This is a genomic window from Sorangium sp. So ce693 (assembly GCF_051521375.1).
Lineage (GTDB): Bacteria > Myxococcota_A > Polyangia > Polyangiales > Polyangiaceae > Sorangium > Sorangium atrum.
Genome location: NZ_CP150347.1, coordinates 11,432,217 through 11,455,061 on the forward strand (window position 1 = coordinate 11,432,217; position 22,845 = coordinate 11,455,061).

Genomic DNA, 22,845 nt, shown 5'->3' on the forward strand with positions numbered 1-22,845 from the left:
AGCCGCCCTCTTGCCCATTCTGCAAGCGCTCACCTCCCCGGAACGGCGAGCGCCCTCTTCCATGCCCTGTGCCCGCACCCATCTCTCGCCGCGCCCCGGACGCTGACCGCCTGGACGGTCGGGCGAGCCCGATCGCTGCCATGTCGCGCACCCTCCAGCCGCTGTACCGTGCCGCGCGCGTGTGAGAGGATCGGGCGCGACCATGAAGAGGATCAAGCTCAAGCTCCACAGCGACGAGTATCACCTCAGCGCCGTCGGCTATCTGTTCGAGGACCCGGCGCCCGCCGCGGATCCGGCGGGGGTGAAGCCTTTCTCGATCCGCAACACGGTGTTCCCCGAGTTCGATCTGGATCCCGGTAACTACGTGTTCCGCTTCAGGGTCCGGAACGGAAGCGGCAAGTTCCAGATCTTCGCCTTCGATCCCAAGACGAACCAGAGCACCCGCGCCGAATACGACACGTCGAGCGGCGACGACGGCCTCACGTTCCGGTTCACGGTGGCGCCGTGAGGGGCGCCCCGCTGCTCCGCCGCGCCGCCGCGCTGCTCTCGCTCACGCTGGCCGCGCCCGCGCTCGCCCAGGGCGCGGGGCAGCCGTCGGCCCCCGTGCCGCCGGGCGCAGCGCCCCCGGCGCCCGCCCGGCCGGCCGCCACCGCGCCGGCCGCCACCGCGCCGGCCGCCACCGCGCCGGCCGCCACCGCGCCCGGTGCCACCACGGCGGCCAGCGCCCCCACGGCGCCCGTCCCGTCCGCCGCGCCGAGCACACCCGCGGCGCCTGCCACGCCGACGCCGGGCGCTGGCGCGGCCGTGGCGCCCGCGCAGCCGGGCCGCGCCATTGCGCCGGTCGCCCCGGCCGCCCCCATCGCCCCGCTCGCGCCAGCCCAGGGCGCGGCCATCTCGCCGGCCGCCACGGGCCGCGAGCTCGTCTACCTCGTTCCGGCCAAGGTCACGGGCAGCTCCGATGGCGCGGCGCTCGCGCGGGTCGGATTCGGCGTGCTGGCCGGGTTCGGCGAGGTGACGGACCCGACGGCGTGGGATGTGAGCGCCGTGATCGAGGCCGAGGTGGCGGCCGAGAACGGGCTGGCCACGCTGATCGGCCTTTCCAGCACCGACGATTCGGCCCAGACGCCCACAGGCACCCTGCGCCTGTCCGCCTCGTTCGCGCGCCTCGACTTCGAGGGGGAGGGCAGCTCGGCGTATCCGCCGCTGATCCTCTATGTCGGCGGCGCGGTCGGCCGCACCCGGTTCAGCTACCTGGGTCCGGGCCCCGAGCGGCGCGACCAGAGCCTGCCGCCGACCTACGCGCCGCGCGAGCTCACCGCCGTGCCCTGGAGCGTCGGCGCGGCGGCGGTCTACGTCGGAGAGGGCGGAAAGAAGCTCGCACCCACCCTCGAAGGGCAGATCAAGTTCGACTCGCGCTGGACCGCGTCGACGGACACGCTCGAGTGGTGCGAGCCCGCGGGCGACGTCGTCCACGGCGTGGATCCGGTCACCCAGTCCACCACCTTCGTCCCTGCCACGCGCTGCAGGAAGGAGGTGCTCGGCGCGCCGGTGCAGAGCCAGGAGCTCACGATCGCGGCGCACGCCGGGCTCGTCGACAAGGTGGCGAACGCCTCGTTCCGGGCGGCGCTCGGCGCGAAGGTCGCTGTCGCGCTCAACGACGAGGCGCCCGCCGATGTCCGCCTCAGCCTGCGCGCCCCGGTCCACGTGACGCTGGCGCGCGCGCCGGTGGGGACGGAGTACCGCGGGCTCATCCGGCTGATGCCAGCGCTCAACGTGGTCCGTAGCTCGACCGGGGGCACGAGCGTCGGCGGCATGCTCGAGATCGCCTTCCTCGGCCAGCGCGCGATGTTCGCCGACAACTACACCGACCTCTGACGTCGGGCCGCGACGCGCCCCCGCGGCCCTGCCGCCGGACGCAGCGCTCCCCGCCTCGGCGCCTGCCCCGCCCGGCACCTTTCTTGGCCCACCGCGCCAGCATCCGCTACCGACGCACGAGAGCAGCGGAGGTGCACCCGGAAGCAGCATCGGGTGGGCCGCCGCGGCTCGCTAGGGAGACAGCGATGGGCCCGAGCGCAGCGTACAAGGTGGAGGGGCTTGGCGACGGCGTGCCGGCGTCGGGCGGCGCGGAGGGGTGCGGGCAGGGGCAGCTGAGCAGCCTCTGCAGCGCCCCCACGATGCCGTTCACGTCGCACGCCGGCGGCGCGGAGGAGGCCCCGACGGAGTCGAAGCCCTGGTGCATCGACCACGGCGGCTTTCTCGAGGCGATGAGCACGGTCGCGCTCTGGCGCGCGCTGGAGCTGGGGGAGCTCCCCCACAGCACGCGCGTCTGGCGCGAAGGCCTCGAGTGCTGGACGCCGGCCGGCGAGGTGAAGGCGCTCGGCTGGACGATTTCCCAGCCGCCCCCGCGCGACGAGGCGTCCGCCCTCTCCGCCGTGGGTGAGGCGCCTGAGTCCACCGGCCCGCTCAGCTTCGCGCTGACGCCGGACGACCTCAGCTCCGTCGCGCCCCGCTTCCACCAGGGCGCCCCCGCGAAGGCGCGCGGCGAGCGCGCCGAGGCCTTCACCCTCGGCCGGTTCCCGCTGACCGAGACCGTGCTGCGGCAGGACAGCCCCTCGCAGCCGATTTCTCTTGACATTCCGTCCGGTTTCCCGGCGGCCCCCTCGTCCCCGCCCGATACGCTCCCGAGCGCCGGGGCGCTGAGGCCCGGCGCCGCGAAGCCCGGGCTCGGGCCGGCGCGCGGCGGGCGCGACGCGGATCAGGCGCCGCGCGGGCGCGTGTCGGGCGCCTGGTCGCGGCTCGCGCGGCGCGCCCGCGTCTCTCGCGGCGCCGCCGGAGCGGCCGCGGGCAGCGCGGCGCTCGTGCTCGTGCTGGGCCTCTCGGTGCTGAGCATGGTCGCCCCTGCGGCCGCGCCTGCGAGGCCTGCCGCCGCGCCGGCTGCGCACCCCGGCGTGGCCCAGGGCGTCGCGGCCGCCGCCGCGCAGATCGCCCTGCCTGCCCCGAAGCTCGAGACGGCCGGCGCTGCGGCGCTCGCCGTGACGGCGCCCGTCGCGACCCAGGCGCGCGACGGCGCTGCGACGGAGGCCCCCTCGCCGCGCGACGGCGCTGCGACGGAGGCGACCCAGGCGCGCGACAGCGCTGCTCCGGAGGCGCTCCCGGCACGCCGGGAAGCGGCCGCGGCCTCGGTCGAGGACACCGACGCGCCCGCGTCGCCGCTCCACCGGGCGGAGAAGGCCTCGGCGTCCGGCGCGAAGCCGGCGCCGGCGGGCCGCCGTGAGCGCGGGCAGTTCCGCCTGAGGCGAGGTCGATCCGAGGCGGACGCCACGCGCGGCATCAGCTATCCGGCCCGCAGAGCCGACTCCTGGATCGGGACGGGTGCCATCCTGCGCGACTCGCGCTAAGGTGCGCGCCGCGCGGCGGTCGGCTCCGTCCCGCAGCACTCCGGCGTCGTTCAAGGGCAGGACGGGGGACTTTGAATCCCCTAATCGTGGTTCGAATCCACGCGCCGGAACCATCGAGCACCCGCGCCCTCTGAGGAGGGTCATGGCGGCCGATCGTCATCGCGCGGGCGGGAGCGCCTCCGGCGAGGTCGCACCGCCTCACGGGAGCGTCCTGCGCCGTCATCCGCTCGCTATTGTCTGGCGCGGTCGAGCCGGGGTTGTTTACCGTGGTCTCACCGAGGGCTCCGCGCCTGCCGCGCGGCGTGCGCGAGCCCCTGGCTCCTGGAGGACCGGACGGCGTGGCGAGCGATGAAGGGGCCCGCGGACGCGGAGCCCCGACCCATGTAGATGCGGACCGCGGACGCGGCGCGCCGGCCCATGTAGATGCGGACCGCGGACGCGGCGCGCCGGCCCATGGTGATGCGGCCCGCGGACGCGGCGCGCCGACCCATGCGGGCGCGGAGCTCGAGCGCGCGTCGGCGGCGCCGCTCGAGGCGGGCGAGGCGCAGTTCATCGCGCGGCTCGTCGCGCGGGACGAGAGCGCGTTCAACGAGCTCGTGATCATGTACGAGCGCCGCGTGTTCGCGCTCGTCTACCGCATGCTCGGCCGGCGTGACGAGGCCGAGGACGTATCCCAGGAAGTCTTCGTGCAGGTCTTCAAGGCGATCGATCAGTTCCGCGGCGAATCGAAGCTCTCGACGTGGATCTATCGAATCGCCGTGAATCTCTGCAAGAACCGGACGAAGTACCTCTCGCGGCGGCACGCCGGCGCCCAGGACGACGTCGACGCCATGGCCGAGCGGGTGCCGCTGTCCGCGGCCAAGGGCGTGAGCGTCGGCGACGTGAGCCGCCCGGACGAGCTGGTGGAGGGGATGCAGCTCGAGGCGGTCGTGAAGCGCGCCATCGGCCAGCTCGATCCCGAGTTCCGGGAGGCGCTCATCCTTCGCGACGTGGAGGACATGTCCTACGAAGAAATCGCCTCGGTGACGGGTTTGCCGGACGGGACCGTGAAGAGCCGGATCCATCGCGCGCGCGGGCAGCTCCGCGCGCTTGTCGAGAAGATGATGGGCGAGAAGGTGAGAGGCGGGAAATGAGCGAAGCGGACGACCCGAGGCGCACGGGGCAATCCGATGAGCCGGCCGCTTCGGGCGCGGAGAGCGGCAGCCGTCCCACGGCTCCCCCCGTGGAGCGCCCGCCCGCCGCCGCCGCGCCCCGAGACGATCTCCCCGAAGACGATGACTTCCCCGAGGAAGGCGACCTCCCCGAGGAAGGCCCGTTGCCGCTCGTCGACGAGCTCGATCTGCGCGAGCTGGTCCGAGGCGCGATGCGTCCGCCGCCCGCGGCGCCGCCGAGCCTTCTCCGCGGCGTGCAGCGCCGGATCCGGGTGCGCTCGCGGGGGAAGTTTTACGGCGACGGCTGGAGCACCGCGCGTTCGCCGCGCTCGACCTACCTGATGACGAGCCTCTTCATGCTCGCCCTCATCGCCTTCGTCTTCCTCGTCCTCATCCCCTGGAGCGGCGGCGCCCTGCCCTGATCGCCCGTCGCCCCCAGGTTCCCCCACAGGCGTTGACCAAGCTCGTTCGGTCACGCTCAGGGCACAACGCCCGCCCCCCACCACCGGTCACCAACGTGAACGTTTACGTGGACGCGAACGTGGTCGTGGACGTTTACGTGGACGTGGTCGTGGTCGTGGTCGTCAACGATAGGCCGTGAACGACCACGACCACGACCACGACCACGTTCACGTGGTCGTCAACGATAGGCCGTGAACGACCACGACCACGTTCACGTTCACGTTCACGTGGTCGTCAACGATAGGCCGTGAACGACCACGACCACGACCACGTTCACGTTCACGTGGTCGTCAACGATAGGCCGTGAACGACCACGACCACGTTCACGACCACGTAAACGTTGGGATGTAGGAGAACGCGGCGCTGCTCACTGAGTCCAGCGAACCAGGACGCACGTCACGTTGTCCGGGCCGCCGTTCTCGTTGGCGCGCTCGATCATCTTGGCCGTCGCAACCTGGATGTCCTGATGCTCCGTCAGGATCTGGGTCATCTCCAGATCGCTCACCGGCCCGGAGAGCCCGTCGGAGCAGAGGATGTACGTGTCGTTCAGCTGCGGCACCTCGAAGCGGGTGTCGACCTTGACCGTGTCCTTCATCCCGAGCGCGCGCACGATCACGTTCTTGTGCGGGAAGTTCGCGATCTCCTCGGGCGTGAGCCGCTTCATCTTGATGTAGTCGTTGAGGAGCGAGTGGTCCTCGGTGAGCATCTCGAGCCGGCCCTCGCGGAAGCGGTAGACCCGGCTGTCGCCGACGTGGGCGACGTACACGCCGTCGTTCGCCGTGAAGATGCCGACGAACGTCGTCCCCATGCCCCGCTTCTTCGCCTCGCGCTGCGCGGTCTCGTAGATCCGCAGGTTGGCGAGCTTGATCCCCGTGATCAGCCGGTTCTCTTCGTAGCCCTTGGACCGGTCCATCTTGTAGGGCCAGGTCCGCTCCGGATCGTCCTGCGTCTGCGCGAAGAAGTCCTGCATCGCGTCGACGGCCATCTTCGACGCGACCTCGCCCGACGCATGCCCCCCCATCCCATCGGCGACCATGAAGAGGCCGTACTCGACCATGATGCCGAAGTTGTCCTCGTTGTGGTTGCGCTTGCGCCCGACGTTCGTCTCGCCGGCCACTTCGATTCGAAACGTTTGGGACACGGATCACCCGATCGATGGCCCCGCGCGAGGCGCGGGGTTGAATGAGAACCGCGAGCGCGCCCGTCCGAGCCGCTCGAGCCCGATCCTGGAGGTTCGGTTGACGGGGTGTCAACCGGATCGGGCCCGAGCGCCGAGCTTATAGAATCCGCGCGCGGCCCCGCATCATTTTTTGCCTACTTGCGGTACTCCTCGGTCGCCTTGCCGCCCGAGCTCGGCGGCGGGAGCTCGGCCTCCGGCCGCTTCGCCGCGGCGGCCGACGGATCGGGGGCAGCGCGGAGCACGACCGTGACCTGCCGGTACTTCCCGCGGCTCAGCAAGGTGAGCGGGACCTTCTCGCCGACCGCGTGCGTCCTGATCGCGTCGGAGAGCGCGTCGGGGCTCGTGACGGGCACGCCGTCGACGGCGAGGATCATGTCGCTCTCCGCGCGATCGCCGCCCGTCAAGCGGGCCTCGTCGGCAGGGCTCTCGGGGTGCACCACGGTGACCCGGACCCCCTTGGCGACCGGCGCCGCCTCGCTGACGCCCTGGATCCCGAGCCACGCCGCAGGCGGCACGGCCGTCGGCGGCACCGCGCGAAGGAACGCTCTGACCGCGCTGATCGGCACGCCGAACGCGACGGGCGTGCACGGCTTGCCCTCGTTCGGGGCGCAGCCGCGGCCCAGGATCGCGACCACGCGGCCGTCCTCGTCGATGATGGGCGCGCCCAGATCGAGCGGCGAGACGCGCGAGCCGAGCTCGATCGCGCGCTCGAGCGGCCGGTCGTCGCCGCCGATCAGCGTCCGGTGCGATCGCAGCACGAGCGAGGTGGCCGCGACCTTGCCGCGCGCCGCCGAGAACGAGCGGATCTGCGCGTCCGGCCGCACCGGATCGCGCGACGAGGCGGTGAGCCCCTCGGCCCACTTGCCGGTCTGCGGCACGAGCAGCGCGAGATCCCACACGCGGTCGTGGTGGCCGAGCTTCACCCGCACGGTGGTCCCGTCGGCGAGGCGCGCCGTGAGGTCGTTGCCCGCGCCGAGCGGCGAGAGCGCCGTCAGGATGCGCCCGTCGCCGGCGAGCGCCGCGCCGAGGCCGAGGACCTGCCCGCCGCGCTCGATGACGACCACGCCGCGCGCGGCGCGCTCCTCCACCGACGGCTCCGCCTTGTCCTTCTCGGCCGGGCCCCCCTTCGGCTCGGCGGCGGCCGCCTTCTTCTCCTTCCCGCCCGCGCTGACCCGGGTCGGGAGCACCGCCCGCTTGCCGGCCGGCGGGGCTTCACCTTCCCCCTGAACCTGCGCCTCGCCCGGCGCGCCCTGCGCGAGCGCCGCGGGGGCGGCGAGCGCTGCGGCGGCGGACACGGCGGCGGCGAGCGCCAGCGACCGTCTCCATCGCTTCACACGCGACCTGTCAACGGGATCGCTCGGCGCCGCGCCTCGGGGCGCGGCGGCCTTTGTGACACCAGGCGGGCTTGTCTCGTTCATAAGCGCGGCTCCTGAGGCGACGGCCGATTCTGCGGCGGCGCGGATCGCATTGCAAAAGGCAAAGGCCGGACCGCCCTGTACTGTGGGATCGGGCACCGGAGTCCGCCGGGGGCGGGGGCGAAAAAAAATCCGGTCACGAACTCGGGGGACGGGGGCACATGGCTGGCGATGAGGCAGCGATGGCAGCGGGGTTAGCGCTCGTTGGGTCGGAGGGCGACGCGCGGGCCGACGAGGCGCGCGCGATCGAGGGGCTGATCGGGACAGGCGACTTCCGGGAAGCGCTGTCGCGGTGTGCGAAGGCCTACGCCATGCCGCTGGGCCGGCTGTGCATGGCGTTCACGGGCTCGCAGGCCGAGAGCGAGGAGCTGGTGCAGGAGACGCTGCTCGCGGCGTTCGATGCGTTCCCGCAGTACCGCGCCGAGGGGAGCGTGCGGGCCTGGCTCTTCGGGATCGCGCGGCGCCTCTGCGGGCGGCACACGGAGCTCAGGGCGCGGCGCGAGGCGCGGCTGCGCCTCGTCCACGACACCCGGCCGCGGCCCGACGCGAGCGAGCTCGCGGCGGAGCGCGAGCGGGCCGAGCGCGCCCGCGCCGCGCTCTCGCGGCTGAAGCCGAGCGAGCGCGAGGCGGTGGTGCTGCGCTTCGAGGCGGGCCTCTCCTTCAAGGAGGTGGCCATCGCGTGCGGGATCGACGAGGCGGCGGCGCGGAAGCGGGTGAGCCGCGCGCTTTCGCGGCTCAGGGCCGATCTGGGCGAGGAGTGAGGGCGATGGGCGCGACAGGGACAGGTTCGGTTGGGCTTTGCGGCGCGGTCGAGGAGCAGCTCGCGGAGGTGCTCGACGGGACGGCGCGGCCTGCGCTGTACGAGCACATCGCCGGCTGCGACGCGTGCCGCGATCTCCGCCACGACGCGGCGCGCGCCGCGGAGGTGGCCGCGGCGGCCGGCGCGGACTTCCGGCCGGCGGACGGCTTCACCGAGGCGCTGCTCCGGCGGCTCGAAGCGGCGCGCCCCTCGGAGGGCGCGACGAGCGGCGCGATCCTGAAGGTGGCGGCCGAGGAGCAACACGGCGCCACAGGCGCGCGCTCCGGCGTGACCGAGGGGCGATCCGACATCGCCGAAGGGCGATCGGACATCGCCGAGCAACGCTCCGACAGGGCCGACGCTCGATCCGACATCGCCGAGGGGCGATCGGACATCGCCGAAGGGCGATCGGACATCGCCGAGCAGCGATCCGACACGCCCGAGTGGCGTTCCCCTACGCTCAGGCCGCGATCCGACACTTCCGGAGCGCGATCCGGCGCGGCCGAGGCGCGCACCGGCGGACCGCGCTCCACGATCCCGGAGCGAACCGCGCCGGCGGCGCGCCGCACGGCCTTCGGGCGGCGCTCGGCCTTCGCCGCCGCCGCCCTGGCCGCGGCGGCGGCGGTAACGGTCGGGGTTGCTCTGCGGCGCGGCGGCGAAACAACGGCGCCGTCCGTCGCCGCGGCGGCCGGGGCGCCATGGTCCGGCAAGATCGCCTCGGTGTCCCGCGCGTCGGCCGACAAGTCGGGCGGCCTCGAGGCGTGCGACGCCGCGGGCGCGTGCGCGCCGCTCGCCGCGGGCGCCGCGCTCCCGGAGAGCGCGACCCTGCGCACCGACGCGCGGACGCGCGCCCACCTGTCGCTCGCGGACGGCTCCGCGCTCGCCATCGACCGCGGCTCCCGCGTGTGGATCGCAGGCGACGGCCGCCGCGCACGCGTCGACGAGGGCGCCGTCGTCCTCGACGTCACCCCGGCCCCCGGCGCGCCGCCCGCGCGCATCGAGGTGCCGCACGGCCAGATCGAGGTGCTCGGGACCAAGCTCGCGATCACCGCGGGCGCCGCGCGCGCCTCGGTCGAGGTGGCCCGCGGCGCGGTGCGCGTCACCGGCGAGCGTGGCGAGCCCGTCGAGGTGCGCGCTGGCGAGGAGGCGACGCTCGCGAAGGGCGCCGCGCCGGAGGTCGCGAGCGCGACGTCGCTCGCCGACACGCTCGAGTGGAGCGACCGCTCCGCCGAGGAGGCCGACGCCCCGGCGCTCCGCGGCCTCGGCGAGCTCAGGGCGCGCAAGCCGGGCGCGACGCAGGAAAAAGAGCGGGCCGTCCGGCTCGCCAGGCACGCCGTCAAGGTGCGGATCGTCGACGTCGTCGCCAGGACGGAGATCGACGAGACCTTCGCCAACGACACCGACGAGGAGCTCGAGGGCATCTTCCGGTTCCCGCTCCCGCCGGGCGCGCAGATCGAGCGGCTCGCGCTCGAGGTGGACGGCAAGCTGGTCGAGGGCGCGTTCGTCGATCGCGATCGGGGGGCCGCGATCTGGCGCGGCGTCATCCAGAACGCCGCCCCCAAGGCGCCCAAGCCGCGCGAGGAGATCATCTGGGTCCCCGGCCCGTGGCGCGACCCCGCGCTGCTCGAGTGGCAGCGGGGCGGCCGGTTCGAGCTGCGCATCTTCCCCATCCCGAAGCGCGGCTCGCGGCGCGTCGTGCTCACCTACACGCAGCTCGTCGAGCAGGCCGGCGGCGTCCGGCGCTTCACCTACCCGCTCGCGCACGACCAGAGCGGCACGACGAACATCGGCGACTTCTCGCTCGACGTGCAGGTGCTCGGCCACGACCGGGAGTTCGGCGTCGCGACGCGCGGCTACGAGCTCGCCGCCGCCCCCGCGGACGGCGCGGCCGACCGCCGCACGCTGGAGGCCCGCGGCTTCACGCCGGCCGGCGACCTCACGGTCGAGTACGCGCTCCCCGATCGCGACCGGCCCGTCACCGCCTGGGCCTACCGGATGCCCCCCGCCCCGCCGCCGGCCACGCCACCCGCGGCATCTCCGCCGTGGCGCGGCGCGGCCGGCACGTCGAAGCGCGACGGCGCGGAGCACGTGGCCTCCCTCGCCGCGGCGCAGGCCATCGCGAGCGACACGTCGCCGTACGTCGCGATCGCGATCCGGCCCCGGCTCCCGCGGTGGCAGGCGTCGACCTCGCGGCGCCACGCGATCGTCGTCGACTCGAGCCGATCCATGGTCGGCGAGCGGTTCGCCCGCGCGACGCGGCTCGCCTCGTCGCTCGTCCGCGAGATGGACCGGCGCGACGAGGTCGTCGTGCTCGCGTGCGACACCCTCTGCCGCTCGCTCGGCGACGCCGGCCAGGGCGGCGCCGCGCGCCCCATGGCCCCCGGCGCCGCCTCGGCGGGCGAGGTCGAGCGCTTCCTCGGCGGCATCGAGCCCGACGGCGGCAGCGATCTCGCCGCGGCGATGATCGCGGCGCGCGCGGCCGCCGGCCCGCTCGACGGCAAGGAGCTCCGGATCATCTACCTCGGCGACGGCACGCCCTCGGTCGGCCCGACGCGCCCCGCCCACATCGAGGCCGCGGTGCGCGGCGCGATCCCCGCGGACGGCGCCGCCGCCGTGGTCGCGGTCGCGCTCGGGAGCGACGCGGACACCACGTCGCTCAGGGCGCTCGCGCGGGGCGGCGGCGGGGTGATGGTCCCCTACGTGCCCGGCCAGAAGGTCGCGAGCGCGGCGCAGTCGGTCCTCGGCGCGGCGTACGGCCTCGCGCTGCGCGATCCCGAGATCGAGCTGCCCCCCGGCCTCACCCAGGTCACGCCGGCGCGGCTCGACCCGATCCGCGCCGGCGGCGAGGCGCTCGTCGTGGCCCGGATGAGCTCCGGGGCCGACGTCACCGGCGCGATCCGCGTCCGCGGCCGCGTCTCGGGCGAGCGCTTCGAGCAGACCTACCCCGTCAACATCGTCGCCACGACCAGCGCGGGCAACGCCTTCGTCCCGCGCCTCTACGCCGCGGCGAAGATCGCGGAGCTCGAGGAGAGCGGCGGCGACGCGCAGAAGCCCGCCATCATCGAGCTGTCGCGGCGCTTCTCCGTGGCGAGCCGGTTCACCTCGCTGCTCGTCCTGGAGAGCGAGGCGATGTTCAAGGCGTTCGGCCTCGATCGCGACGGCATCGCCTCCGCGTTCACGGGCGAGGAGCAGGCCGAGCGCGTGAGCGCGAGCGCCGAGGGGGAAGAGCCCGACGCGGCGGACGAGGGCGCCGAGGAGAAGGGCGACGCGCTCGGGGCGGGCCTTGGCCTGTCGGGCAGCGGCAGGGGCGGCGGCGGCTCCGGCTGGCCGGACGCCGCGCCGGCCGCGAAGGCGGAGTCGCGCACGTCGGCCGGCGCCCGCCCGGCGTCGCCCGCCAAGCCGCAGCGCCGGTTCGACAAGTCGTTCGATCCGCTCTCGGGCCCGCTCGACGCCGAGATGCCGGCGCCCCCGCCGGCGCCGACGGCCGCCGCGCCCGCGGAGCCGAAGCCGGCGCCGCCGCTGGACGACCGCGCCCGGAGATCGCGCGACGACCTCGTCGCCGCCGAGGAGTGGTCGCGCCCGCGGCCGCGGCGGATGATCCCGATGCGCCGGGTGTTCGATCGCAAGGTGAGCTTCGACGCGACGAACACGCTCGCGCCCGAGAGCGCCGCGAAGACCGCGGCCGCCGAGGCGGCGCTCGCGGCGGCCCCGGACAGCCGCGACAGGACGGTGGGCCTCTACGCGCTCTACGCCACGACCGGCCGCCTCGGCGAGGCCCAGGAGCTGACCGCGCGCTGGAGCGGGCGCGACGCGCTCGATCCCGACGCGCTCATCGCCCGCGCCGACCTCGCGGCGCGGCAGGGCCAGCGCGACCGCGCCGCGCGCATCCTCGGCGGCCTCGCCGACGTGCGCCCCGGCGACCGGGCCACCCAGACGCGGCTCGCCGAGCTCTGGGACGCCGCGGGGCGGCCCGCGTTCGCGTGCCAGCACCGGGTGGCGCTCGCGGACCTCGCGCCCGCCGACGCGAAGCTCGTCGCCGCCGCGATCCGGTGCGCCGGCGAGGGCGGCATGAGCGAGCTCGCGAGCCAGCTGCGCCTCGACGCGACCTCCGCCGTCCGCGCGGAGATCGACCGGCGGCTCGCGCAGCCGGACGCGGCGCCGGCCGCCGACCTGCCCGGCGACGTGCGGCTCAGCGCCGAGTGGACCGGCGGCGCCGACCTCGACCTCTCCCTCATCGACGCGCAGGGGCGGCGCGTCTCGTGGATGGGCGCGACCCTCCCGTCGGTGGGTGTGCGCTCGCGCGACGCGACGAGCACGCGGTCGGAGTCCCTCGCGCTGCGGAGCCTCCCCAAGGGGAGCTACATCGTCGAGATCGCGCGCGCGTCGGCCGTGGAGGACGCCGGCGCCCCCATCCCCGGGGCCAGCGCGCCGGGCCCCGTGCGCGGCGAGCTGACCCTGCGCCTCGCGGGAGAGACCCGCAAGGTGCCCTTCACGCTCGAGGGCGCGCGCCTCGAGCTCGGCACGGTGCGCGTCTTCTTCACCTCCCGCCTGGTGCCGGTCGACGGGCTGTCGGCTCCGCCGTTCTGACGGAACTCACGGAACCGACGAAACGGACGAAACCGACGAAGCTGCCGAAACCGACCGGACCGACCTCCGCCCACGTGCGGAGGCTCTCTCCTGCGCACCCCTCCCTTCACATGTCCTGAACGACCCTCGCGGCGCACTTCCGTAACAGTCTCTTCCGCGCACGCCCGGGGGCGCTCGCCCGGGGCTCGAGCGTCCCTCCCGCCGCGCTCGTGTCGGGCGGAGATACCCGATAGAGTTTCGACATGAATCCGCTCGTCCCGGACTTCATCCTCGAACAGGACGCCGAAGGGCAATACGCGGGCGCGGTCGACGCGGCTGTCCTGCACGTCTCGCTGCCGGCGGTCGTGGAGCTCGCCGAGCAGATGATCGCGCGCCAGGCGCTCGATCCGGAGGCGCTGCGCTCGTTCTTCGATCCGCTGTTCGAGGCCGTGCACCAGTCGGGCGGGTTCGTCGCGACGCTGTCGCCCGGCGGCGGGTTCACCGCGCTGTTCCCCGATCGGCCGGGGCGCAACGTCACCCGGCACGCGCGCAGCGCGGCGCTCGCGATGCGGCGCAGCCTGCTGGAGCTCGCGGCGCGGCGCGCGCTGGGCGCCGGGGGCGCGCAGACGCCGTTCAGGATCGGGCTCGCCTGGGGCACGGTCCACTGGACGATCGTGCGCATCGCCCCGGATCGCGCGTACTTCCTGATCTACGGCCCCGCGATGGAGGCCTGCCAGGCGACCGACCGCGGGGTGGACGACAGCGAGCTCCACCTCGATCGCAGCTTCCGCGAGCGGCTCCCCGCGGCCAGCGCGCGGGAGAGCGTGGCGGACCTCGACGAGGCCGATCTCCTGAGCGGGCCCCCCTCGCTGACGATCGCGTCGGCCCCGACGGACGCGGACGTCGAGGCGTTCCTGCCGCCGGGCGCGGGCGATCTCGCGCCGGAGGGCGAGATCCGCGAGGTGACGACGGTGTCCGTCTCGCTCGATCGGGTGGAGAGCCCGACGGAGCTCCTCCAGCAGCTGCACGAGATCTCGGCGATGTACGGCGCGACATTCGCCGGCATGACCGTGACGGAGCGCGGCTTCGGCGCGCAGTTCTACTTCGGCGCGCCCGTCGCGCACGAGAGCGACCACGATCGCGCCCTCGACTTCGCGCTCGAGCTGAAGAGCAACGGCCTCGGCGTGCCCCGGCTCGCGGTGGGCGTCACCCGCGCGCGCTGCCTCGTCGGCTTCTTCGGCGCCGTGGGCCGCCGCGAGTTCGCGTGCGTCGGCCGCGCCATCCACCTCGCCGCGCAGATCGCGCGGAAGGCGGCGCCGTCGTCGATCTGGGCGGACGAGCGGGCGTTCCGCGCGGGCGAGGCGAGCCACCAGTGGTCGACCGAGAACATCTTCCGGTTCGACGGGTTCGACCTGCCGATCCTCGTCTACTCGCTCGAGCGGCGGCGCATCGCGGTGCAGGAGGAGTTCTACGATCTCGGCCCCATCGGCCGCGAGGTCGAGCTCGGGCGGCTCACGCAGGCGCTCGAGCCCCTGTTCGCCGGGCGCTCCGCGGGCGTCGTGTACATCCTCGGCGAGGCGGGCATCGGCAAGAGCTACCTCGTGCACAGCTACCGCCACCAGCGCGCGCAGCTCATGGACATGCGCCCGCTGCTGTGGATCGAGGCCCGCTGCGATCAGACGCTGAGGACCCCGCTCTACGCGTTCGAGTTCGCGCTCAAGGAGTACCTCGGGATCTCGTCGGAGCTCGGCCAGCGCGCCAAGGAGGCGGGGCTCGATCTCGCGCTGGAGCTGCTCCTGGAGCGGCTGCCCGAGAGCTGGACCGAGGTGCGGGCCGGGATCGACAGGTCGCGCGAGGCGCTCGCGCGGCTGCTCAGGCTGCGCGGCCAGGAGGCCGCGACCGAGGCCGGGTGGCGCGACGAGGCCCTCGGGGCGCTCGCCGCGCTGCTCGTCGCGGAGAGCTCGCTGCAGCCGGTGGTGGTGCACCTCGACGACGCGCAGTGGGCCGATCCGACCTCGCTCGACGCGGTGCGCGCGATCACGGCCGCCTGCAGGGACTTGCCGCTGGCGGTGATCTGCTCGGCGCGGCCTGGGGTGTCCTCGGGGGAGGGGGTGGACGCCCGCATCCCGCTCGACGCCGGCATCCCGTCGCAGGGGATCGAGATCGCGCCGCTCCCGGCGGAGCGGCTGCTCGCGCTCGCGGAGCCGTTCTTCGGCGGCCCGCTCCCCACGATGCTCGGGTCGCTGCTCGGCCAGACCGCGGGGGGGAACCCGTTCTTCGCGCAGGAGATCCTCGCGTACTGGCTGGAGGATGGGCGGTACGGGTCGGCCCACGACGCCGCGCGATCGAGCCGGTTCATGCCGCCGCGGACCGTGAACAGCCTGCTCGTCGCGCGGCTCGAGCGGCTCGAGCCGCGGACGCGGCAGACGGTGATCTCCGCGGCGGTGCTGGGGCGCGAGTTCGACACGCGCGTGCTCGCCCGGATGATCCCGGACGCCTCGGCGCTCGTGGATCACCTGCGCTTCGGCGAGGCGCAGCGGATCTGGTCGCGGATGGGGGAGCACCGCTTCGAGTTCTGCACGGTGCTGATCCGCGACGCCGCGTACGGGATGCAGCCGAAGGAGACGGCGGAGCGGCAGCACCGCCTCGCGGCGGAGGCGATCGAGGCCGTCTACGGCGACGATCTCGCGGATCAGCGCGCGGCGCTCGACAGCCACCGGAGCCTCGCGGGCTGAGCGCGCTCGGCCGTTCTGGCCGGCGGTGCGTGGGGCGGGACGTGGAAGGGCGTGGAACGACGTGGAACCCCCTCGACGCCGCTTTCGAAGTACGGCAACTGTCCGCGCATGAGCACGGCCCATCACGAGGCTCACGCGGCCCCGGCGCACGACGTGAGCGATCACCATGGCTTCGACGGGGAGCCCGCCCGCGCGCTGCCGGCGGACGAGCCGCCCACCCCGAACTGGGTCCCTGCGCTGGGGCTCGCGGTCTTCGTGGTGGCTGGCGTCACCTTTCTTGCGATGAGCAGCGGCGACGACGGCGCCGCGGGGCAGGCCGCGCCGGCGGGCGCACGCCCGGCTGCCGCCGAGGCTCGCCCGGCTGCCGCCGGCGCTCGCCCGGCCCCGGCTGGCGCCCGCCCCGCGACCGCCGAGGCTCGCCCGGCGGCTCAGCCTGGCGCGCGCCCGGCGGCGCCGACGGGGCCCGAGGCGGGGCCGGCCGCGGAGGCCCTGCGCGCTGCGGGGGCCGAGCGCGCGGCGGGCACCGCCGCGCCGGGGCCGGCGAACCTGCGCAAGCTGACGCCCCAGGAGGTCGAGCTGGTGCGCAAGCGCATGGATGCGCGGCAGAAGGACGGCGCCCCGGCTCCGCCGAAGTGAGCGAGATCGTGGTGGACCCCGCCGCAGCGCGGATGCGCACGGTGCTTGTGCTCGGCGCGGGCACGATGGGCCAGGGGATCGCGCAGGTCACGGCGGTCGCCGGCTACGTGACGCGCCTCTACGACGTCGACGCCGCGCGGATCGGCGCGGCGATCGAGGACATCAAGCGCGCGACCGATCGCCTCGTCCAGAAGGGCAAGATGCTCAACGAGGCGCGCAGCGAGATGATCGGGATGCTCGTGGCGTCTCCGGATCTCGAGCGCGCTGCGGCGGACGCCGATCTCGTGATCGAGGCGGTGCCCGAGCGGATGGATCTCAAGGTGGAGGTGCTCGGCCGGGTGAAGGCGGCGGCGCCGGAGCGGGCGCTGTTCGGCACGAACACGTCGAGCCTGAGCATCACGGAGCTCGGGCGCCGGCTCGGCGCGGGCGGGCGCACGATCGGCCTGCACTTCTTCAACCCGCCGCCGGTGATGGAGCTGCTCGAGGTGGTGCGGGGGCTCGAGACCGACGAGGCGACGGTGACGGCGGCGCTCTCGGTGGCGAGGCGCCTGGACAAGACGCCGATCGTGGTGAACGACACGCCCGGCTTCGCGACGAGCCGGCTCGGCGTGGCGCTCGGCGCAGAGGCGATGCGGATGCTGGAGGCCGGGGTGGCGTCGGCCGTCGACATCGATCGGGCGATGGAGCTCGGGTACCGGCACCCGATGGGGCCGCTCAAGCTGACGGATCTCGTGGGGCTCGACGTGCGGCTCGCCATCCTGGAGCACCTCCACCGCGAGGTGGGGGAGCAGTTCCGGCCGCCGGTGATCCTGCGGCAGATGGTGCGTGCGGGGAAGCTCGGGAAGAAGACGGGGGAAGGGTTCTATCGATGGACGGAGGCGGGGGCCCAACCCAGCGACGGCTGGCGCCGCGGGTAGGGAGCGCGGCAGGGGCCGCGCGCAGCCGAGGGCGCGCTACCGGTTCATCTTGTCCTTCTTGGCGTTCTCTTCGGCTTCCTTCTGGCGCTCGGCCTCGCGCTGGACGATGCGCTCCTTGACCGCGGCGTAGTCCTTCTCGTCCTTCATGCGCCGGTCGAGCTGCTTCTGCCGCTCCGCCGCGGTCGCCGGGTAGCCGGTCGCCTTGGGGTTGCTCGTCAGGTACGTGCTGTAGGCCCCCCACGCCTCCTTCGCCGCCTGCCAGTTCTTCGACCGCTCGCGCAGATCGGCGAGGCAGAAGAGCACCTTGGCGTGGAGCTCGTCCGGCCCCTTCTTGCCGAGCGCCGTCGTCCAGGCCGTCTCGGCCTCCGCCGTGTTGCCGGACTCGAGCATCGCCTCGCCGAGCAGATAGAAGCCGAGCATCTTCGAGGAATCCTGCTTGATCGCCTCCTGGAACCCCGCGATCGCGCCCGGGATGTCGCGCGCCACGAACGACGCCTGGCCCTTCAGGACCTGCTCCGTGTAGGGGCTGATGCCGGTGTGCCCGTTGGGATCTTTGCGCTGCGAAGGAGAAGCATCGGGCGCGGCCGCCGCCGGCTCAGGCGCGGCTGCCTGCGGCTTCTCCTTGCCCGCAGGCGGCTGGGCGGCGACCGGCGCCGCGGAGAAGACGACAGCGAGAGCGAGCGATGCGACGACAGCGAGCGAGCGGTCCTGCATGCCCGCCAAGGTACCGCAGCTCAGGCAGGGCGCGCTACTTCCGCCGCGGCTTGAACGGATCCGGCGGCGGTCCGGCATCCGGAGGCCGCCCCGCATCCACCGGCGGCCAGCCCGCGTCCGGCCACCCCGCGTCCACCGGCGGCCAGCCCGCATCCGGCCACCCCGCGTCCACCGGCAGCCTGCCCGCGTCTTGCCACCCCGCGTCCACCGGCGGAAAGCCCCCATCGGGGCCAGCGTCCGGCCAGCCCGCGTCCCCCGATCCCCCGGCGTCCGCCGGCAGCTTGCCCGCATCCCCCGGCGCGCCTCCGTCGACCGCCACCCCGCCCTGCGCGCTCAGCGACACGAGGCGGCCGTCCGGCTCCGGCGGCCAGGGGAAGCGCTCCTCCGCGCCCGTCTTCCGGTCCACCAGCTTGGCCCAGCTCGCGCGCGGGTTGTCCGCCATCTGCACGCGCAGCCGCGTCGTCACGCCGCTGTCGAACGTCGGACGGCGGAGCAGGGCGCCCGGCGGCCGGTCCGGCGCGTCCCCCGTCAGCGGCACGTCGAAGCGGACCCGATCGAGCAGCTCCTGGCCAACGTACAGCTCGATCGCGAACCGGCCCATCACACGCGCCGTCGCCAGAGGTCGGTCGAGCGCCACCGGTCGCACCCGCACGATCGAGCCCCTCCCCTTCGCATAGTGCACGTCGAAGACCCACTGCTTCGCGCTCGGCCGCGCGGCAGGGTCCGGCGCATACCCGGCGCGCGCCGGCGGGGCCTCCGGCTCGGCCACGGCGACCACGCCAGCGGCGGCGAGCGCAAGGCCAGCGAGGATCCCCAGGGCAGCGCGGGTGAAAGGGCGAGGCGAGGTCATCTGGTACCGGAAGGAGCATCGAGCGGCAGGGCCGCCTCGAGCAGCGCGGAGAGCACCTCATCCCACGCCGAGCCGTCGCCGTCGAGCGCCCCCCAGAGCTCGCGGAGCTCGTCCGGCACCGGCGAGAGCGCCGCGCAGAGCTCGCCGCACTCGTCCGGCACCGTGACGCGCAAGGCGTGCAGCGCGACGCGCGAGAGCGCGATCACCCGGCCCTTCGCCGTGGTCACCGACCGGGCCCCGCCATGGTCGCGATCGCCAAGGAGCGGCGCCGCCGCGTGCGCCGCGTGCACCCGGAGCTGGTGCGTGCGGCCCGTCACCGGATCCAGGCGCAGCAGCGTGGCCGGCGCCGCGCCGCCGCCCGCCGAGGCGACCGCGCGGTAACGCGTCGCCGCGTCCCTCGCGTCCGCGCCGCCCACCGCGGGCAGGCTGCGGCCGCCCCGCGCCCGCGCCGCGCCGATGGGGGCGTCCCACGTGCCCGCCCCGTCGACGCGCCCCCCGGCGATGCCCACGTAGACCCGCGCGATGCGCCCCGCCTCGCGCATCGCCGCCAGGTGCCGCCGGCCCCGCGCGCCCGTCGCGCACAGCACCGCGCCGCTCACGCCGACGTCGAGCCGCGAGGCCGCGTGCGGCAGGTCGCGCAGCCCGAGCAGCTCCGCGACCTCCGTGACCAGCGACCGCGTGCCCCGGCGCTCCGGCTCGGTCGGCAGCGCCGCAGGCTTCGACGCGACGAGGAGCTCCCCCCAGCGCGCCAGCACCTCCACCGGCGGCGCCCCGGGCGCGTCGCGCCGCGCTGGCCACACGGCGAGCTCGTCGCCGAGCGCCACCGCGTCGCCGGGCCGCGCGCGCCGGCCGTTCAGGAACGCGCGCCCCTCCGCCGCAGCGCCCGCGAGGCCCCGCGACGCGCTGCCCGCGCGCTCGAGGACGTCGGCCACCGTGGGGCCGTCCGAGGGCCCGACGCGGAAGCGCGCGGCCGTCATCCGGGCGGCGCCGCGAGCGGCGCAGCGCCGCCGCCAGGAGCTCCCTCGGCGACGACGCCCGGCGACGACGGCGAGGCGCGCTCGTCCAGGCGCTCGACAACGCCGCGATCGCCGTCGATCCGGAGCCGATCGCCCGTCTTGATCGCCAGCGTCACGCCGGGGACGTTCACCACCGCGGGGATGCCGTACTCCCGCGCGACGATCGAGGCGTGCGACATGGGGCCGCCGAGCTCGGTCACGACCGCGGCGGCCACCAGGAACAGCGGCGAGAGGCCGACGTCGGTCGTGCGCGCGACCAGCACCTCCCCCGGCGCCACCGCGTCGAGCGCCGAGGCGCCCGGCTCGAGCACGCGGGCCCGCCCCTCGACGACCCCAGGGCTCGCGGGCAGCCCGAGCAGGCGCTCCCCGGACGCGGGCGGCAGCACGACCGGCGGCGGCCGACCGATGAACGTGGCCGGCGGATCGGGGCGCGCGGCGTCGCGGAGGTGCTCGGCGCGCCGCAGCCGGACGAGGTGGCCCACGTCGGCGCGGCCGCTGGAGAGCGCCGTCACGAGCTCCTCGTAGGTGCAGAAGAAGACGCTGCCGGGCTCCAGCGAGGGATCGAGGCGCCGGAGGCGCCGGTCGATGTCGAGCGCGACCCTGCGCAGCATGCCGAGCACGCGCGTCACCCACGTGCGCATGCGCTCCCGCAGGCGCACGTAGCGCTGCGCGCGGCCGACGAGCGCGCGCAGGAGCGCGAGCTCCAGCCGCGGCACGCGCGTCTCGAGCATCGCCATCTCCCGATCGGCGAGCGCCCGGGCGCGCGCCAGCGCGCGCTCCGGATCGCCCGGCGCCCCGCGCAGCGACGCCGTGAGCATCGCGACGACCGGCGACGGGTCCTCCCGCCAGCGCGGCGTCGCGAGCTCCGCCTCGCGCACGGCGCGATCGCCGTAGGCGTCGAGGAACCGCGCGTACGCGTCGCGCGCCGGCCCCTCGGGCAGGTCGCGCGGCCACAGGACCCCGCCGGAGAGGAGCCGCTCGCGCGCCGTCCGATCCTGCAGGACGAGCTCGGCGACCCGCGCGAGCTCGATGCCCGGCCCCGCGCTGTCGAGCTCGCGCACGCCGCCCGCGAGCACCTGCGCCAGGTGCTCGACGTTCGTCTCCGCGCGCCCGGCCGGCGCGTCGAGGTGCGCCTCCCCGGAGGCGGAGCGCGCGGAGGCGCGGCGGCCCGCGATGCGCTCGAGCGCCTTGCACAGCGCGAGGTGGCTCGCGAGCGACGCCGACGCGCAGTGCAGCATCCGCGTGCCGGTCCGCTCGAGCAGCAGGAAGACGCTCCGGAGCGTGGTGCCGATGGCGTCGTCCGGCAGGAGCGTCATGTCGAGCTCGGAGAGGGCGCGCTGCGCCCAGAGCGCCTCGCCCTCGTAGGCCGCCACCTCGCGCTCGAGCCGCGCCTGCCGGAGGAGGAGCCGCGGCCCCGTGAGCGGCAGCCGCGCATAGAAGCCGCGCCGCGAGACGCCCTCGCTCTGCTCGGCGAGCCGCGCGATGAGCGCCTCGCTCGCCCCGCCGCTCATGCCGAGCAGCGCGCGCGGCGAGAGCCCCGGGACCTGCGCCGCGATCCGCATGAAGGCCGTGAGGTTGAGGTAGAAGCGCCCATGCACGTTGGCGACGAGGCGCGCGCCCCGCGGCACGCGGCAGCCGAGCGCGGCGAAGGCCTCGCGGAAGCCGCGGTCGGAGAACGCCCGCGCCACCGACCAGGTGAGCGGCGTCGCGGCCCCGGGGAGCGCCTCGCCCACGTTGGCGCGCGACCAGATCGTGTCGGCGTCGCCGCCCTCGGGGAAGCCGCCGCCGCTCACCGGGCGCACCTGGAGCAGCCACACGCGCCGCGCCACCGAGGAGGGCGCGCCTTCGCCGGCCTCCGACGCCGCCGCTGGTGAGGGCGCGCCTTCGCCGGCCTCTGACGCCACCGCGGAGGGCGCGCCCTCCGCGGCGGCGCCCTCCGGCTGGCCGGAAGGCCCTTCCCCGTCGACCACGAGCGCCGCGCCCGGCGGCACCGCCTCGACCGCGAACTCCACGTCGAACGGGCCCTTGCCGCCCTGCTCGAGCCGCTCGGCGAGCTCGGCGAGCTGCCGCAGCGCGGCCTCATCGAGCGCCGGCTGCTCGGCGCTCGCCTCGGGCACCGGGACCTCCTCGAGCCCTGCCGCGCCCACGACGAGCGCGCGCCGCTTCTGCGCCACCGCCGACGCGACGACCCTGCCGCCGTCGCGCGCGAGCCGGATCGTGTCGGCCGCCGCGGCGCCGTCGACGACCGGCGCGCCGAGCCCGAGCGTTGCGTTCACGAGCCGCTCGCCGGCGTGCCAGTGCTCGCCCTCGAGCCCCGGCGGGGGCGCGGTGAACAGCACGCCCGCGGCCTCGGCGCGCACCATCACCTGCAGTACGACGCCCATCGCGACGTCGCGGACGCCGGCGTGCGCGAGATACGCGAGCGCGCGCGGCAGGAAGGCGCTCGCCCAGACCTGCCGGATCGCGGCGTCGAGCCCGGCCTCGCCGCGCACGCCGAGCACGGTCATCGCGAGCCCCGCCATCGACGTCTCCTCGCTGTCCTCGCACGTGGCGCTGGACCGCACCGCGAGGCCCCAAGGCGCCTCCTGCTCGACGGCCTGCCAGAGCGCCTGCAGCGCGGTCGAGAGCGCCTCGGGCAGCGGCTCGCTCAGGATGCGGTCGCGCGCGCGCGCCGCCCGGTCGACGCCCGCCCTCGTGCCCGAGAGCCGGATCAGCGTGGCGAGATCGTGCCCCGGCGGCAGCTGCCGGTCGACGAGCTCCGTGAAGCACCGCGCGTCGAGCACCCACCCGCGCGGCACCGGGAAGCCGTCGCGGAGCAGGCGCCCGAGCGAGGCCGCCTTGCCGCCGACGCGCTTCGCGCTCGTGTGGCGGCGCAGGCCGGCGCTCTCGAGCGGCTTGAGCCACTCGCGCACGGTGGGCGGGTCGGTCGCGCCGTCGGCGCGGGCGGTGCGTGTGGGATCGGCCACGTCGATGCCGAGGGAGTAACACGGTTCGGCGGCCTGGGTC

17 protein-coding genes and 1 tRNA gene are annotated in these 22,845 nt (G+C 75.2%); 12 read left to right on the plus strand and 6 right to left on the minus strand.

Features of this window, described 5'->3' with window-relative positions:
• Window positions 1–202 precede the first annotated feature (202 nt).
• The 7 genes from WMF14_RS42600 (at window position 203) to WMF14_RS42630 (ending at window position 5,150) form a co-directional block, all read left to right on the plus strand.
• On the plus strand, window positions 203–508 hold the full coding sequence (locus tag WMF14_RS42600; protein ID WP_437325688.1) for a hypothetical protein: 306 nt from the start codon (window positions 203–205) through the stop codon (window positions 506–508).
• Complete coding sequence (locus WMF14_RS42605; RefSeq protein ID WP_437796218.1) at window positions 505–1,875, plus strand: hypothetical protein; 1,371 nt, start codon at window positions 505–507, stop codon at window positions 1,873–1,875. The genes WMF14_RS42600 and WMF14_RS42605 overlap by 4 nt, the downstream gene beginning before the upstream one ends.
• Window positions 1,876–2,060: 185 nt before the next feature.
• Window positions 2,061–3,398 carry a hypothetical protein gene (locus WMF14_RS42610; protein WP_437796219.1) on the plus strand — a complete coding sequence of 446 codons (1,338 nt, stop codon included), beginning with the start codon at window positions 2,061–2,063 and terminating at the stop codon, window positions 3,396–3,398.
• Window positions 3,399–3,437: 39 nt separating this feature from the next.
• Window positions 3,438–3,511, plus strand: a tRNA-Gln gene (locus tag WMF14_RS42615).
• 225 nt (window positions 3,512–3,736) lie between these two features.
• On the plus strand, window positions 3,737–4,531 hold the full coding sequence (locus tag WMF14_RS42620; RefSeq protein WP_437796220.1) for a sigma-70 family RNA polymerase sigma factor: 795 nt from the start codon (window positions 3,737–3,739) through the stop codon (window positions 4,529–4,531).
• Entirely contained in the window at window positions 4,528–4,971 is a 444-nt protein-coding gene (locus tag WMF14_RS42625) for a hypothetical protein (RefSeq protein ID WP_437796221.1), read from the plus strand. The genes WMF14_RS42620 and WMF14_RS42625 overlap by 4 nt, the downstream gene beginning before the upstream one ends.
• A gap of 32 nt (window positions 4,972–5,003) precedes the next feature.
• On the plus strand, window positions 5,004–5,150 hold the full coding sequence (locus WMF14_RS42630; protein ID WP_437796222.1) for a hypothetical protein: 147 nt from the start codon (window positions 5,004–5,006) through the stop codon (window positions 5,148–5,150).
• Window positions 5,151–5,378: 228 nt separating this feature from the next.
• Here WMF14_RS42630 and WMF14_RS42635 read toward each other — a convergent pair whose 3' ends face one another.
• Window positions 5,379–6,152, minus strand: coding sequence for a Stp1/IreP family PP2C-type Ser/Thr phosphatase (locus tag WMF14_RS42635; RefSeq protein WP_272102167.1), 774 nt, complete (start codon window positions 6,150–6,152; stop codon window positions 5,379–5,381).
• A gap of 173 nt (window positions 6,153–6,325) precedes the next feature.
• Window positions 6,326–7,525 (minus strand): S1C family serine protease, encoded by a 1,200-nt coding sequence (locus WMF14_RS42640; protein ID WP_437796223.1) that lies wholly within the window; start codon window positions 7,523–7,525, stop codon window positions 6,326–6,328.
• Between the two features lie 263 nt (window positions 7,526–7,788).
• Here WMF14_RS42640 and WMF14_RS42645 point away from each other — a divergent pair, with 263 nt between their 5' ends.
• From WMF14_RS42645 to WMF14_RS42665, 5 genes are all read left to right on the plus strand, one after another.
• Window positions 7,789–8,367: an RNA polymerase sigma factor gene (locus WMF14_RS42645; RefSeq protein WP_272102165.1), complete on the plus strand. Its 579-nt coding sequence runs from the start codon at window positions 7,789–7,791 to the stop codon at window positions 8,365–8,367.
• A 5-nt stretch (window positions 8,368–8,372) separates the two neighbouring features.
• Complete coding sequence (locus WMF14_RS42650) at window positions 8,373–12,992, plus strand: VIT domain-containing protein (RefSeq protein ID WP_437796224.1); 4,620 nt, start codon at window positions 8,373–8,375, stop codon at window positions 12,990–12,992.
• A 242-nt stretch (window positions 12,993–13,234) separates the two neighbouring features.
• The gene (locus tag WMF14_RS42655) at window positions 13,235–15,706 is read left to right on the plus strand and encodes an AAA family ATPase (RefSeq protein WP_437796225.1); all 2,472 of its coding nucleotides are present in this window, start codon (window positions 13,235–13,237) and stop codon (window positions 15,704–15,706) included.
• A 51-nt stretch (window positions 15,707–15,757) separates the two neighbouring features.
• Entirely contained in the window at window positions 15,758–16,342 is a 585-nt protein-coding gene (locus WMF14_RS42660; protein WP_437796226.1) for a hypothetical protein, read from the plus strand.
• On the plus strand, window positions 16,339–17,259 hold the full coding sequence (locus tag WMF14_RS42665; protein WP_437796227.1) for a 3-hydroxyacyl-CoA dehydrogenase family protein: 921 nt from the start codon (window positions 16,339–16,341) through the stop codon (window positions 17,257–17,259). Before WMF14_RS42660 ends, WMF14_RS42665 begins: the two co-directional genes overlap by 4 nt.
• A 36-nt stretch (window positions 17,260–17,295) precedes the next feature.
• Here the strand turns inward: WMF14_RS42665 and WMF14_RS42670 are convergent, their stop codons facing one another.
• The 4 genes from WMF14_RS42670 to WMF14_RS42685 are packed head-to-tail and all read right to left on the minus strand — an operon-like array spanning window position 17,296 to window position 22,805.
• On the minus strand, window positions 17,296–17,973 hold the full coding sequence (locus tag WMF14_RS42670; RefSeq protein ID WP_437796228.1) for a tetratricopeptide repeat protein: 678 nt from the start codon (window positions 17,971–17,973) through the stop codon (window positions 17,296–17,298).
• Window positions 17,974–18,007: 34 nt separating this feature from the next.
• Window positions 18,008–18,823, minus strand: coding sequence for a hypothetical protein (locus tag WMF14_RS42675; RefSeq protein WP_437796229.1), 816 nt, complete (start codon window positions 18,821–18,823; stop codon window positions 18,008–18,010).
• On the minus strand, window positions 18,820–19,800 hold the full coding sequence (locus WMF14_RS42680; protein WP_437796230.1) for a pseudouridine synthase: 981 nt from the start codon (window positions 19,798–19,800) through the stop codon (window positions 18,820–18,822). Before WMF14_RS42680 ends, WMF14_RS42675 begins: the two co-directional genes overlap by 4 nt.
• Window positions 19,797–22,805, minus strand: a complete 3,009-nt coding sequence (locus tag WMF14_RS42685) for a PEP/pyruvate-binding domain-containing protein (protein WP_437796231.1) — start codon at window positions 22,803–22,805, stop codon at window positions 19,797–19,799. Before WMF14_RS42685 ends, WMF14_RS42680 begins: the two co-directional genes overlap by 4 nt.
• Window positions 22,806–22,845 lie beyond the last annotated feature (40 nt).

What these genes read in the sequence shown, in the direction of transcription:
- WMF14_RS42600 (WP_437325688.1), top strand. Translation starts at nt 203, where the DNA reads ATGAAGAGGATCAAGCTCAAGCTCCACAGCGACGAGTATCACCTCAGC.
- WMF14_RS42610 (WP_437796219.1), top strand. Translation starts at nt 2,061, where the DNA reads ATGGGCCCGAGCGCAGCGTACAAGGTGGAGGGGCTTGGCGACGGCGTG.
- WMF14_RS42625 (WP_437796221.1), top strand. Translation starts at nt 4,528, where the DNA reads ATGAGCGAAGCGGACGACCCGAGGCGCACGGGGCAATCCGATGAGCCG.
- WMF14_RS42645 (WP_272102165.1), top strand. Translation starts at nt 7,789, where the DNA reads ATGGCAGCGGGGTTAGCGCTCGTTGGGTCGGAGGGCGACGCGCGGGCC.
- WMF14_RS42650 (WP_437796224.1), top strand. Translation starts at nt 8,373, where the DNA reads ATGGGCGCGACAGGGACAGGTTCGGTTGGGCTTTGCGGCGCGGTCGAG.
- WMF14_RS42655 (WP_437796225.1), top strand. Translation starts at nt 13,235, where the DNA reads ATGAATCCGCTCGTCCCGGACTTCATCCTCGAACAGGACGCCGAAGGG.
- WMF14_RS42670 (WP_437796228.1), bottom strand. Translation starts at nt 17,973, where the DNA reads ATGCAGGACCGCTCGCTCGCTGTCGTCGCATCGCTCGCTCTCGCTGTC.
- WMF14_RS42675 (WP_437796229.1), bottom strand. Translation starts at nt 18,823, where the DNA reads ATGACCTCGCCTCGCCCTTTCACCCGCGCTGCCCTGGGGATCCTCGCT.
- WMF14_RS42680 (WP_437796230.1), bottom strand. Translation starts at nt 19,800, where the DNA reads ATGACGGCCGCGCGCTTCCGCGTCGGGCCCTCGGACGGCCCCACGGTG.